Origin of the sequence: Cryobacterium sp. Y50 (assembly GCF_002929805.1) — a bacterium.
Lineage (GTDB): Bacteria > Actinomycetota > Actinomycetes > Actinomycetales > Microbacteriaceae > Cryobacterium.
In genome coordinates this window covers 1-11,773 of the sequence record NZ_PJJM01000096.1, presented here as the reverse complement: position 1 = coordinate 11,773, position 11,773 = coordinate 1, and the positions used below count along the sequence as shown (strand labels likewise).

12 protein-coding genes are annotated in these 11,773 nt (G+C 60.5%); 8 read left to right on the top strand and 4 right to left on the bottom strand.

Features of this window, described 5'->3' with window-relative positions; all coding sequences use genetic code 11:
* Positions 1 to 176: 176 nt before the first annotated feature.
* The 6 genes from CXY73_RS13200 (at position 177) to CXY73_RS13175 (ending at position 6,313) form a co-directional block, all read left to right on the top strand.
* Positions 177 to 1,232: a substrate-binding domain-containing protein gene (locus CXY73_RS13200; protein ID WP_104136843.1), complete on the top strand. Its 1,056-nt coding sequence runs from the start codon at positions 177 to 179 to the stop codon at positions 1,230 to 1,232.
* A 102-nt stretch (positions 1,233 to 1,334) separates the two neighbouring features.
* The gene (locus CXY73_RS13195; protein WP_199185369.1) at positions 1,335 to 2,873 is read left to right on the top strand and encodes a sugar ABC transporter ATP-binding protein; all 1,539 of its coding nucleotides are present in this window, start codon (positions 1,335 to 1,337) and stop codon (positions 2,871 to 2,873) included.
* 48 nt (positions 2,874 to 2,921) lie between these two features.
* A complete protein-coding gene (locus CXY73_RS13190) occupies positions 2,922 to 3,911 on the top strand; it encodes an ABC transporter permease (RefSeq protein WP_199184321.1) in 990 nt (329 codons plus the stop codon).
* A 17-nt stretch (positions 3,912 to 3,928) separates the two neighbouring features.
* Positions 3,929 to 4,996, top strand: coding sequence for an ABC transporter permease (locus CXY73_RS13185; RefSeq protein WP_104136838.1), 1,068 nt, complete (start codon positions 3,929 to 3,931; stop codon positions 4,994 to 4,996).
* Positions 4,993 to 5,799, top strand: coding sequence for a triose-phosphate isomerase family protein (locus tag CXY73_RS13180; protein ID WP_104177972.1), 807 nt, complete (start codon positions 4,993 to 4,995; stop codon positions 5,797 to 5,799). Before CXY73_RS13185 ends, CXY73_RS13180 begins: the two co-directional genes overlap by 4 nt.
* A gap of 40 nt (positions 5,800 to 5,839) precedes the next feature.
* A complete protein-coding gene (locus tag CXY73_RS13175; RefSeq protein WP_104136832.1) occupies positions 5,840 to 6,313 on the top strand; it encodes a ribose-5-phosphate isomerase in 474 nt (157 codons plus the stop codon).
* A gap of 195 nt (positions 6,314 to 6,508) precedes the next feature.
* Here CXY73_RS13175 and CXY73_RS13170 read toward each other — a convergent pair whose 3' ends face one another.
* The 3 genes from CXY73_RS13170 to CXY73_RS13160 form a co-directional block, all read right to left on the bottom strand.
* Positions 6,509 to 7,345, bottom strand: a complete 837-nt coding sequence (locus CXY73_RS13170) for an ABC transporter permease (RefSeq protein WP_233198332.1) — start codon at positions 7,343 to 7,345, stop codon at positions 6,509 to 6,511.
* On the bottom strand, positions 7,342 to 8,244 hold the full coding sequence (locus tag CXY73_RS13165) for an ATP-binding cassette domain-containing protein (RefSeq protein ID WP_104136827.1): 903 nt from the start codon (positions 8,242 to 8,244) through the stop codon (positions 7,342 to 7,344). Before CXY73_RS13165 ends, CXY73_RS13170 begins: the two co-directional genes overlap by 4 nt.
* Positions 8,245 to 8,325: 81 nt before the next feature.
* The gene (locus tag CXY73_RS13160) at positions 8,326 to 9,231 is read right to left on the bottom strand and encodes a rhodanese-related sulfurtransferase (RefSeq protein ID WP_104177971.1); all 906 of its coding nucleotides are present in this window, start codon (positions 9,229 to 9,231) and stop codon (positions 8,326 to 8,328) included.
* Positions 9,232 to 9,311: 80 nt separating this feature from the next.
* Between CXY73_RS13160 and CXY73_RS13155 the strand changes: the two genes are divergently transcribed.
* Positions 9,312 to 9,836, top strand: coding sequence for a YbhB/YbcL family Raf kinase inhibitor-like protein (locus CXY73_RS13155; RefSeq protein WP_104177970.1), 525 nt, complete (start codon positions 9,312 to 9,314; stop codon positions 9,834 to 9,836).
* A gap of 96 nt (positions 9,837 to 9,932) precedes the next feature.
* Entirely contained in the window at positions 9,933 to 11,027 is a 1,095-nt protein-coding gene (locus tag CXY73_RS13150) for an alpha/beta hydrolase (protein WP_233198331.1), read from the top strand.
* On the opposite strand, the gene CXY73_RS13145 is transcribed toward CXY73_RS13150, so the two are convergent.
* Positions 11,024 to 11,662, bottom strand: a complete 639-nt coding sequence (locus CXY73_RS13145; protein WP_104136822.1) for a LysE family translocator — start codon at positions 11,660 to 11,662, stop codon at positions 11,024 to 11,026. The genes CXY73_RS13150 and CXY73_RS13145 overlap by 4 nt on opposite strands.
* Positions 11,663 to 11,773 lie beyond the last annotated feature (111 nt).

The window sequence follows — 11,773 nt, the reverse complement described above, 5'->3', positions numbered from 1 at the left end:
GCTGTATTTAATTAAGGCAGGAAGCGGGCGTGAGTCAGTACGTAGGGAGTTCCCTACCGCTCCATAGGGAAAGTCCCAATTTTGGCTGATCGCGTGCATGCATAACGTTATTTCAGGCACTCAAGAGGCCTCAACGGTCGACTACGGCCACACTCACAGTTCAAAGGAGAACTCGAATGATCACTACGCGTAGGCTAATCACGGGAATGGTGGTCGCGTTCGCTACCGTCGCTATGGCAGCCGGCTGCAGCAGCGTCGGCGACGTGGGAGGGGACTCAGCCAAGCCCGCCGCTGGCAACTCGGAGGGCGCGTTCCGCATCGCGACCGTCTCTAAAGTCGAGGGCATCACCTGGTTCCAGCGAATGAGCGAGGGTGTCACCATGTTCAATGACGACAACTCTGCCACCGTTGAGGCGTGGCAAACGGGACCAGACACGGGGGATTCTGCCAAGCAGGTTGCCATCGTCGAAGACCTCATCGCACAAGGGGTCGACGCCATCATCGTTGTGCCCAACGACCCGCTGGGAATCGCGCCCACCCTGAAGAAGGCCCGTGACCAGGGAATCATTGTCGGCACGACGGAGGCGGCCGCACTCGTCGGCACCGACTCCATTGACTTCGACATCGAAGCATTCGACAATGTGGCCTTCGGTGAGGGATACGCGAAGGGACTGGCAGAAGCGATGGGGGGCGAGGGGGACTATGTCGGCAGCGTTGGCTCATTGACAAGCGAATCCCACATGACTTGGTTCAACTCGGCGGTCGCTTACCTCAAGACGAACTTCCCCGACATGCACCTTGTGGCGGAACAGCCCTACGAGAACGACAACGATGACGCCAAGTCGCGTGCGTCTGCCCAGGAGATAGTAAACGCGTATCCCAATTTGAGGGGGTTCCTCGCAACGACGCCGTCTGGCGGCTCCGGCATGGCGTCCGTGCTCAAGGAGAAGAACATTACAGACATCGCCAACGTAAGCCTGAGCTTGCCGTCTGTTGCCGGGCCGGATCTCGAAGCCGGCTGGATGAGCTACGCCCAGACCTGGGACCCGGCTGGCTGGGGTTACGCCCTCAACGCGGTCGCGCTCGCCATGCTCAACGGCGAGACGGTGGCAACCGGTGACGACCTTGGCTACGACGGCTACAACAGCGTCACCGTCGACGGCCAGCTCATTCTGGGCAACGCCACGATGGAGCTTCGCAAAGGCGACCCGGCAGCTCCATACGCCTTCTAGCCAGACGGCACACGCGTGCGGGGAGGGCTGTCTTCTGGCTCTCCCCGCAACCTATTTCTCTTCCCAATCTCGCATTTCGCGACAGTATTAGGACGGTCGATTATGATCGGTAAGCCCCTACTCACAGCCTCAAACATCTCTATTTCGTTCGGCGGCGTCAAGGCGTTGCGCGGCGTGGATTTCACAATCGGCGAGGGAGAGATTCTCTGCCTCGCCGGCGAGAACGGCTGCGGAAAGTCAACCTTCACGAAGATCATCTCCGGCGTCTACACGCCCGATGCCGGTGAAATTAAGATCGGGGACGAGACCGTAGGTAGTTTGACCCCGCGAAGTGCCATCGCTGCAGGCGTGCAGGTGATTTACCAGGACCTTTCACTCTTTGGTCATTTGAGTGTGGCCGAGAACATTGCTGTCAATCGAATGATGCACGACGGCTCTAAGTTCGTGCGGAGCAGGGCGATGCGTGACATCGCTCGCCAACAATTAGAACGTGTCGGCGTCGAACTCGACTTAGACGTTCCCGTATCAACGCTCTCAGTCGCAAACAAGCAAATTGTCGCCATCTGTCGGGCGCTCAGCATGGAGGCGCGCCTCCTCTTTATGGATGAGCCAACCACCGCGCTCACCGGGCGAGAGGTCACTCGGTTGCTGTCAATAATCCTCGAGCTCAAGGCGCGGGGCCTGTCGATCGTTTTCATCAGTCACAAGCTCGACGAAGTATTCAAGATCGCTGACAGCATCACCATTTTCCGCGACGGTCGAAAGGTCGGTGATTTTCAAGCGAACGAGCTCGACGAGCTCAGCCTGAGTCGTCATATGACAGGTCGCGACGTGACGTACACGAGATACCATCGCACTCGCCCCGAGTCGGAACCACTGCTGGAAATCAGTAACCTCAGCCGCAAAGGCAATTATTCGGGCATCGACCTTGCTGTGCGCCCGGGCGATATCGTAGGCCTCACGGGACTGCTCGGCTCAGGCCGCACAGAAATTGCACTGACACTCTTCGGGTTGAACAAGCCGGACGGTGGCGAGATCAAGGTCAACGGCAAGCCGGTTATCCTCAAAGCCCCGTGGGACGCTATGAAACACGGCATAGCCCTTCTGCCCGAGGAGCGGGGAAGCCAAGGCCTCTTCGCGACACAGTCTGTCGAAGCAAACATCTCGGTCACGATGCTTGACCGCATCCTGACTCCAATGAAGATCCTCAATCACAAGACGGAGAAGGCTCTAGCGACACGAGTGGTCAACGAGATGGGCGTCAACAACAAGGACACTTCGCTCGCCGTGGCCAATTTATCGGGTGGCAATCAGCAGAAAGTTGTACTTGGAAAGTGGATCGCCCGCGAACCTCAAATCTTCATCCTTGACAGCCCTACCGTCGGCATCGACATTGGCTCGAAATCGGAAATTTACGACAAGATTCATCGCCTCGCCGAGAGCGGCGTGGGTGTAATTTTTATCTCCGACGAGCCAGAAGAAATTGTGGCGAACTGCAATCGAATCGTCGTCATGCACGACGGCGAGATCCTCGAGAGATTCGACGAGTCACAGGTGCGAGCCGACAACTTCAAGGACGAACTCGTCCAAATCATCAACGATCCCGAATATCGGGTTCACCAGGCCGCGGGTGAGAGGTAACAGCCCATGCAACGACGATCCCTCTTCCGGCGCGCATTCGATCGGCCGATGACTTCCATGGAGAAGTATCTCCTCGCGATCATCTTGGTCTACATCGTGATCGTGGCCGTGAAAAACCCACAGTTTTTCAGCCTCGAGACACTTTTTGACATGATCAGAAACGGGTCGGGAATCATGATCCTCGCTCTAGGGGTGCTAGTGGTTCTCATCTCTGGTGGCATCGATGTGTCGTTCACAGCGATTGCAATCGTGTCGGGATACACCTCAGTACGGCTCATGAAAGTACTTGGATTCGACAACCTATTGTTCGTCATCCTCGTTGCCGTAGTCATCGGGGCGGCGCTCGGCTCGATCAACGCGCTTCTCATCCATTTCTTCCGGCTGCCAACGCTGATTGTTACCCTCGGCACGGCCAGCGCTTTTCATGGGCTCATGGCAATAGTCCTCGGCACGAAGACCTATACGGCGATCGATGTTCCGCAGTCGATGCTCGACTTCGGCTCGACGAGCCTCCTGACGATCAGTGCGGAACGCTCGCAATACTCACTTTCGGTCTTTTTTCTGATCGTGCTCGCTTGCATCGTGCTTACCTGGTTTTTGCTCTACCGAACCATGTTGGGTCGTACGGTATTCGCCATTGGAAGCAATCAAGAGTCGGCATCGCGTATCGGTATCAGCCTCCTCCGAACCAAACTCTTCGTCTATTGCTACTCCGGGTTTCTGTCGGGGCTGATGGGCATCATCTATTTCAGTGGTCTCTCCTACATCAATCCTGTTTCACTCATCGGAACCGAATTGATGATCATCGCTGCAGTCGTGATCGGTGGTGCGAAACTCACTGGCGGGGAGGGCACGATCTTGGGCGCCGTTCTTGGCATCATCATCGTGCAGCTCTTCCAGTCCACCCTGGTCTTCCTCGGATTGGGCGCGTCGTGGAACAACCTCTTCTTTGGAAGCGTGCTCATGGTTAGCCTCGGCGTCATGTACTACCGCCAGCGACAGCTGAACAAGCGGTCCCTTGTCTTCTCGTCGAATTAGTATTGGATAGGAACCCGATGCGCTCACTACGAAACCTGGTCCTCCGCGACAAGGAACTCGCCGTGCTCGTCTTTATGACAGCCTGCGTCATCCTCGTGCTCTACATCACGCTCGGCCAACGGCTCTTCTCACCCACGGGTCTGCAATCGATGTCGGTGCAAGTCAGCGAGTTTGGCTTCTTAGCGCTCGCCATGGCGATCGCTATGCTTACCGGGGGAATCGACCTGTCTGTGGCCGCCGCTGCGAGCCTTGCCGGCATAATGGCAGCTCTCGTTATGTCTGGCCAGATAATCCCCGTGACAGATGAAAACTCAGGAATTTTATTTGCTCTCGGGATCGTTGCCGCTCTCGTTACAGGACTGCTATGCGGCCTTCTTAACGGCTTCCTCATCGCGAAGATCTCTGTGCCGCCGATCCTTGCAACGCTCAGCACGATGATTCTCTTCGCGGGGATTGGAATGGCCATCACGACCGGCCAGAGCGTTCCTGTCCTGGTGCCCTCCTTCGCTCAACTCAGTACCTCGGCAGTCGGCAACATTCCGATTATCTTCATCATGATGGTCGCCGCGTTCCTCATCGTCGCGTTTGTCTTGGGCCGGACCCGGTTGGGCCGCCGCATCTACCTCTTCGGCGAGAATGAGGTTGCGCTGCGGTTCTCAGGGGTAAGAAGTGAACGAGTTATTCTGATGAGTTACGCGCTTATCGGGATTCTCGTGGGAATCGCAGGAATCATTATGACCTCACGTGCGAACTCGATGCGCGTCGGCGTGGGCGATTCCTATCTGCTTCAAGCCATCCTCGTCGTCGTGTTGGCAGGATTCAACCCGTTCGGTGGCAAAGGACGCATTATCAGCCTCGCGGTCGGACTCGTTCTGCTGCAGCTGTTGTCGACAGCGTTCAACGCGCTCATGTTCTCCCCCTACGCCAAGAACTTTGTCTGGGGTGCCATTCTCTTGCTCGTGATGGTGCTCAATCACTACGTGCGTCACTGGCGGCTGCGGCAGCCTCCCGAGAAACCATCGCCACCGGCATCCATTGACGAGGAAGAGTCCCGACCTTCGACAATATTGGTATCGGATCGATGAGCGCCAAAATTCCTCAAGCCCCGTTCATTCTGGGCTCCAGCCTCAAAATGTATATGGGCCATCAGTCGACTTTGGACTGGGTGCGCGGCGTGCGCGACGCCTGCCAAAACCACCCAGCGGTTCGCTCTGGTCTGGCAGAGGTTTTTCTCTTACCCAGCCACCCGGCGATCGTTCCGAGTCGGGATATCCTGGTCGGTTCCGATATCAAATGGGGTGCCCAAGACGTGTTCTGGGAGGACTCGGGCGCATACACCGGAGAGGTGGGGGCCCCGCAGTTGCGTGAAATTGGATGTACCTACATAGAACTTGGGCACGCCGAGCGACGCCGTGTCCTGGGCGAGACGGATGCGATCGTGTCGGCTAAGACGTATGCCACATTTCGCAACGGACTCATCCCCGTTCTTTGCATCGGTGAAGATTCCTTGGTGAACGCCGACGCGGCGTCCCTCGAGTGCATCCGACAGCTCGACGCTTCACTTGAAAAGAGTCGTGAGGCAGGTGCAGTCGGGCCGGTCGTTATCGCGTACGAGCCCAAATGGGCTATCGGTGCGGCCGAATCCGCTCATCCCGAATATATACGTGACGTCGTTGGCCGCATTCGTGGCTACCTCACCGCGGATGCGAGCCTGGTGGGAAGTCGGGTGATTTACGGGGGAAGCGCGGGTCCCGGCCTCCTAACCCGCCTCGGCGACGGGGTAGATGGACTCTTCTTGGGCCGATTTGGCCATGACCCCGACGCCTTCGCGTTGATCCTTGACGAGGCATGGGAGTTCAGTCAAACGCTTGCCAACCAGGTGTCCTAACCGCTCGTATCGGTACTGTGCAGAGAAAAGAGATCCAGGGATGACGCTAAAACCATTACGAATCGTGATCGGCAGCGATGACGCCGGACATCAGTACAAAGAGGTCCTCAAAATGGACCTTTCGGCCAATAATCTAGTGAGTTCGCTGATTGACGTCGGCGTCGATGATGATGGCCACACCGGGTACCCCACGGTTGCAGTTGCGGCAGCAGAGATTGTTGCACGTGGTGAAGCTGACCGCGCTCTGCTGTTCTGTGGAACTGGAATCGGCGTAGCAATTGCAGCGAACAAGGTCGTTGGCATTCGTGCAGCGTCTGCCCACGACAGTTTTTCGGTCGAGCGCCTTGTACTGAGTAACAACGCACAGGTGCTGACCATGGGACAGCGGGTGATTGGTATCGAACTTGCTCGACGCCTCGTTCGAGAATGGCTCACCTATCGATTTGATGAGAATTCGGCATCACAGAAGAAAGTGCAACTCATCGATCAGTACGAAGAGACAGGATCTTGCTGATCCAGAGGTTAACGCCGACGTCGATGACCCGAGAGAGGTGGTTTTGTGGCAGCCACTCTGCCAATGATGGCGGTACCAACATCACAGGCGCCGGCTCGAACGTTCGAAACCTCTTATTCACACCGGCACCAGCCCCAACCCCAGGCCCGGGAAATCCTCCAGCGTTTTAAGCTTTGCTACTACTGACTCACGCTCCTAGGTCACGTCCTTCCTCCAGCTCACCGCGTACCCGATGACTGTGGCCACGATCGCGTAGCCGAGCAGCACGAGGCCGCCCTGCCACCAGTCCAGGGGCGCGGCGCCGGCCGGGGTCATGAGGTTGAAGATGCTCGCGCCGACGAGGGCATCGGAGGCGGCACCGGGCAGAAAGTTGCCGATCTTCGCGGTGACCTCTAGAAAAGAGGCCGCGAGCCGCAGCAACGGTTCGACGAACTGGGTGAAGGCGAGCACGATCACGATCGAGGCGACCTGGCTCGGCACGAGCACGCCGAGGCCGACGCCGATCGCCGCCCACAGGGCCATGGCGAGCACCGAACGAGCAACCAGCAACCAGGTTTCCGGATCGAGGAGCAGCGCATCCACACCGAAAGCGCTCATGATGCCGCCGCCGATGCCAACGGATGCCGCCAGCGCGATGAGTCCGAATGCCGCGCCGACCAGGAGGAGTGTGACCGTCTTGGCGCCGAGCACGACCCCGCGGCGCGGTGTCGCTAGAAACGTCGGGGTCAGCGTCTGGTGGCGAAACTCGCCGGTGGTCGCGAGGGCACCGATCAGCACCGGAAAGACATAACCGATCGAGGAGGCGAAGCTATAGATGATGGGTGGGAGGCTCCCGAAACCGCTCAGCTCGCCGCCGCCGGTATTCACCGTATCGGGGCTGATCACACCGGTCTGAAGCCCGGAAAACAACACCGCGAGGCCGCCGGCCAGCAGGCCGATGTATCCAAACAGCACGAGGGCGAGAATCCACCACAGGCGGGTGGTGAAAATCTTGGCGAACTCGGCGGCAATGGAACGCAGGAACGAAATCATAGTGAGTGGCCTCCACCGACGAGGGTGAGAAACGAGTCTTCCAGGCCGGCTTTCTGCCGATGCAGCACGCTGAGTTCGACCCCGGCTTCGAAGGCGAGGTGGCCGAGAAGCGCCGGGTCGCTCGTTGCGGCGAGCAGACCGGTACGGCCGATCGAGAAGGAGATGCCGGCCGTCGTCAGGGCGGCGGCTAGGGCGTCGCGGTTGGGTGAATCCACGATCGTCTGGGCGGCGGCATCCGTGTCGAGGCTGGAGAGCGGGCCGAGGTGAATCAGCTCGCCGCGGGCGATGATCACGACGTCGTCGACGCTCTGCTGCACCTCGGAAAGCAAGTGCGAACTAACCAAAACGGTGCGTCCTTCGGCGGCCATGTCGCGGAGAAACCCTCGTATCCAGCGGATGCCCTCGGGGTCCAGCCCGTTGATCGGCTCGTCCAGCACAAGCACACCCGGGTCGCCGAGCAGGGCATAGGCCAGGCCGAGGCGCTGGCGCATGCCGAGCGAGTAGCCGCCGACGCGCTGCGCGGCATGGGCGGCAAGGCCCACCTGGGTGAGCACCTCCAGCACCCGGGTACGCGGCAGTCCGGCGGCGATCGCGTAGACGCCGAGGTGGTCGCGGGCGCTGCGGCCCGGGTGAAAAGTCGCCGCTTCGAGGGCTGCGCCGACCGTTTGAAGCGGATGCGGCAAGTCGCGATAGCGCACGCCGCCGAAGGTGGCCGTTCCGCTACTCGCGGCGACCAGCCCGAGCAGAATACGCAGGGAAGTGGTCTTCCCCGCGCCGTTCGGCCCGAGAAAACCGGTGACCCGGCCGGGTTTGACCGTGAAGGACAGATCGTTGACCGCGGTGACACCGCCAAAGCGTTTGCTGATGTTCGTGAACTCGATGAGCGCGCCGGTAGGCATCCGACTCCCCTCTGTGCTGCTTCAAGATATAGTGCTCCCAGCCTATTGCCCGCTTGGTCGTTTTAGGCTGCCGACCGGGGTTTATTTGGTGAGGGCGTGCTCTGCGCAGGTCGGCGCAGCCAAGGTGACGCAGTGGGTACAGACCACCAGCTGCTCCCGGCAGGAGGCATCGCGACAGTTGAGCATGTTTGTGGTCGGTGCCGCGCAGACCTGACAACTACCCAGTACGGCAGCCTCCGGAGCGAAGTCGATGGACATCCGCTGATCGAAGACATAGAGCGAACCCGACCACAACCCATCGTTGCCGAAAGCCTCGCCGTAGCGCACGATGCCGCCGTCAAGCTGATACACCTCGCCGAATCCGCGCGATTTCATGAGGCCGCTCAACACCTCACAACGGATACCGCCGGTGCAGTAGGTCACGACTGGCTTGCCCTTGAGGTGGTCGTACTTGCCGCTGTCGAGCTCGGCCACGAACTCGCGGGTGTTGGCCACATCCGGCACGACCGCATCGCGAAAATGACCGATCTCGGCCTCGAAGCGATTGCGACCATCGAAGAAGACGACGTCGTCGCCGCGCTCGGCGACGAGCGCGTTGAGCTCGGCCGGCTGCAGCTTGGTGCCGCCGCCGACGACCCCGCCGGCGTCGACGCGCAGCTCGCCGGGGGCGCCGAAGCTCACGATTTCGTCGCGCACCTTGACCACGAGCCTGGGAAAGTCGAGGCTCTGGCCGTTCTGGTCGAGGCCGGTGCCCTCGCTGAACTTGAAGTCGATGTTTTTGAATGCGGGGTAGTCGCGGGTTTTGCGAATGTACTTCTTGATCGCGGGCAGATCGCCGCCGACCGTGCCGTTCAGGCCGTCTTTGGAGACCAGGATGCGCCCGCGCAGGCCGAGCCCGGCGCACAGGTCGCGCTGCCAGAGCCGCACCGCATCGGGATCGGCCAGGGGCGTGAAGATGTAATAGAGAAGAATCTTCGCAATGGCCATAAGCCCATTTTAGAAGAGCGCGCGTAGGCTAGCCGCACTGTCTGTACTGCAACAGAGCCACCGTATCAAGGAGACCAGCTGTGACCCAGGATCCGCTCGCCCGCTTCGGCGCGGTGCCCCAGTTCGTTCTGACCAGCACCGATATGACCGACGGCGGCCCGCTGCGGGCGGCTCAGTACGGCGCCGGCGCCGGGGGAGCGGATGTTTCCCCCCAGCTGTCTTGGACCGGTTTCCCGCCAGAGACCGAGAGTTTCGCCCTGACCGTGTACGACCCCGATGCTCCGACCGGCTCCGGATTTTGGCACTGGGCCGTCGCGAATCTTCCGGTAACCGTGACCGAGCTTTCTGCCGGAGTTCACGCCCTTCCGGCTGGCTCGCTCGTGCTGCCCAACGAACAGCGACTGACCTCGTTCTCCGGTGCCGGTCCGCCACCGGGAACGGGTACCCATCGCTACCAATTCATCGTGCACGCCGTCGACGTGCCGTTGCTCGACCTCGATGCCCAGTCAACGCCAGCCGTTCTCGGTTTCAACCTGCACTTTCATACACTCGCGCGTGCGGTGCTGGAGGCGACCGGGGTCGCGGGCGGGGCATCCGCTGCCTGAGTGATCTGAAACAGGGAGTTACCCCCAAATGGGGAAACTCCCAGCGGGGATTCGAGGGAGTCGACATAACCTCAATTAGTGAGTCATATAAGTTCTGTGTTCGACATTGTTCGTCCCACTGCCCCCGCAGCACACACCTCGACTTCGGTGGGCAGTGCCCGCCCTGGCCGCTCGGCACCGGCCTGGCTGCACGGCATTCGTCTGCACGCCGACGGGGTGACCGTTGACCGGTCTGCGCATCGGGAGACAGGCATCCGTCGGCTGCCGGTCTGGGCGTGGCGTGCCCTCATGCTGCGTCGAGCGACGCCGGTGCACAAGTTCAACCTGCACCCGATCAACTCCGTGGAGTATGACCTCGATATTGACTACATCGGCGACGGGCAGAAGATTCACCGGCTCGACGTCATCGTGCCCAAGCGCACGGACGTCATTGCACAGCCTCTGCCGGTCTACGTGTATTTTCACGGCGGCGGCTGGACCTCGGGCGACAAGGATCCGCTGACCAAGTACTGTGCGAGCCAGGCCGCCGAGGGCATGATCGTCATCAACGCCAACTATCGCATGGCGACCCGGTTTCAGCTGGGCCATATGATGCAGGACGGCAACGCGGTGCTCGACTGGGTCGCCCGCAACGTCGCGGCCTACGGCGGCGATCCGACGCGCATCGTGCTCGGCGGCGACTCTGCCGGTGGTCACATCGCCGCGCTGATCACGGCCGCCGCCTATGCGCCCGAACTCGCCGCGCATTACGGCATTCGTCCCCGGATCGCCGCCCGCCATCTGCGCGGTCTGGTGCAGCATTGCAGCATTGCAGACTTTTCGGTGCTGTTCGACCGCGGTTTCGTGTTGAGCCTCAACTTCGTGCGGATGCTGCTGCCCGAGCGAGGACGAGGGCTGCACCTGCGCACCGCCGCACGGTTCATGTCGCCAATCGAATGGCTGGACCGGGGCTTTCCACCGGTGTTCGTCACGACGTCCGAGCGCGACTATTTCTACCGCGCTAACCTCAACTTCATCGAGGCGCTGCGCGCGCGCAAGATCTGGGTCGACACCCTCATTTATAGTCGGCGCAGCGTCAACACCAAGCACACCTGGCAGCAGGATGATTCGCACCCAGAGTCACAGGAGGTCTACCGCCGCCTCGGCGCCTTCGTGCGTGCGGTCGCACCGCGTGCTGTGGCCGCGGTTTAGGACCGTGCGCCGGTCGCGGCGAGCACCCCGCCGAGGCCGATCATCATCACGCCGCCGGCAGAGGACAGGTTCTCGACGCGCTTCGGTGATTTCGCGAACCAGACCCGCGCCGTGCCGGCCGCGAGGGCCCAGGTGCTGTCACCGAGCAGAGCAAGCACCACGAACGCCAGCCCAAGCACTGCGAGCTGCAGCGGCACATCGCCAGCCCGGTAGTTGACGAACTGCGGCAGTACCGCGATAAAGAATACGAGTGACTTCGGATTGCTCAACCCCACCACGAACCCCTCGCGCACGAGGCGCCACTTGGTTTTACGCGCCACGCGGGCTTCGCTCATCCTGGCCGCCTTATGTCGGTTTCGAATAGCCTGCACGCCGAGATAGATGACGTATGCGGCACCGGCGAACTTCACGATCGTGAAGAGCAGCACGGACTGGGTCACGATCGCGCCGAGTCCGAGCGACACCGCGATGATTACCGGAACCAGTCCGAGAGCGTTGCCGAGAACGCTGAGAAAGCCGCCGAGGCGTCCGAGCGCGAGCGAGCGCCCGATCACGAACAGCACGGTCGGGCCAGGAATGACGATGAGCGCGATCGACGCGAGGGCGAAGGTCAGGAGGGTGGGCAGGGAAACCATGTTTGAGCATATCGTGCAGGCAAGCCGGTCTGGGGGGGTGCCCCTATGTTTTTGTCAAGCAGCGAGTTGGTGTTCAGTTTCGTAGAGGGTGCCGTCTCGCAGCATGGCGAA

Excerpts from the sequence above, each read along its gene's own strand:
- CXY73_RS13180 (WP_104177972.1), top strand. The coding sequence starts at position 4,993 with ATGAGCGCCAAAATTCCTCAAGCCCCGTTCATTCTGGGCTCCAGCCTC.
- CXY73_RS13145 (WP_104136822.1), bottom strand. The coding sequence starts at position 11,662 with ATGGTTTCCCTGCCCACCCTCCTGACCTTCGCCCTCGCGTCGATCGCG.
- CXY73_RS13175 (WP_104136832.1), top strand. The coding sequence starts at position 5,840 with ATGACGCTAAAACCATTACGAATCGTGATCGGCAGCGATGACGCCGGA.
- CXY73_RS13190 (WP_199184321.1), top strand. The coding sequence starts at position 2,922 with ATGACTTCCATGGAGAAGTATCTCCTCGCGATCATCTTGGTCTACATC.
- CXY73_RS13185 (WP_104136838.1), top strand. The coding sequence starts at position 3,929 with ATGCGCTCACTACGAAACCTGGTCCTCCGCGACAAGGAACTCGCCGTG.
- CXY73_RS13195 (WP_199185369.1), top strand. The coding sequence starts at position 1,335 with ATGATCGGTAAGCCCCTACTCACAGCCTCAAACATCTCTATTTCGTTC.
- CXY73_RS13165 (WP_104136827.1), bottom strand. The coding sequence starts at position 8,244 with ATGCCTACCGGCGCGCTCATCGAGTTCACGAACATCAGCAAACGCTTT.
- CXY73_RS13170 (WP_233198332.1), bottom strand. The coding sequence starts at position 7,345 with ATGATTTCGTTCCTGCGTTCCATTGCCGCCGAGTTCGCCAAGATTTTC.
- CXY73_RS13200 (WP_104136843.1), top strand. The coding sequence starts at position 177 with ATGATCACTACGCGTAGGCTAATCACGGGAATGGTGGTCGCGTTCGCT.
- CXY73_RS13160 (WP_104177971.1), bottom strand. The coding sequence starts at position 9,231 with ATGGCCATTGCGAAGATTCTTCTCTATTACATCTTCACGCCCCTGGCC.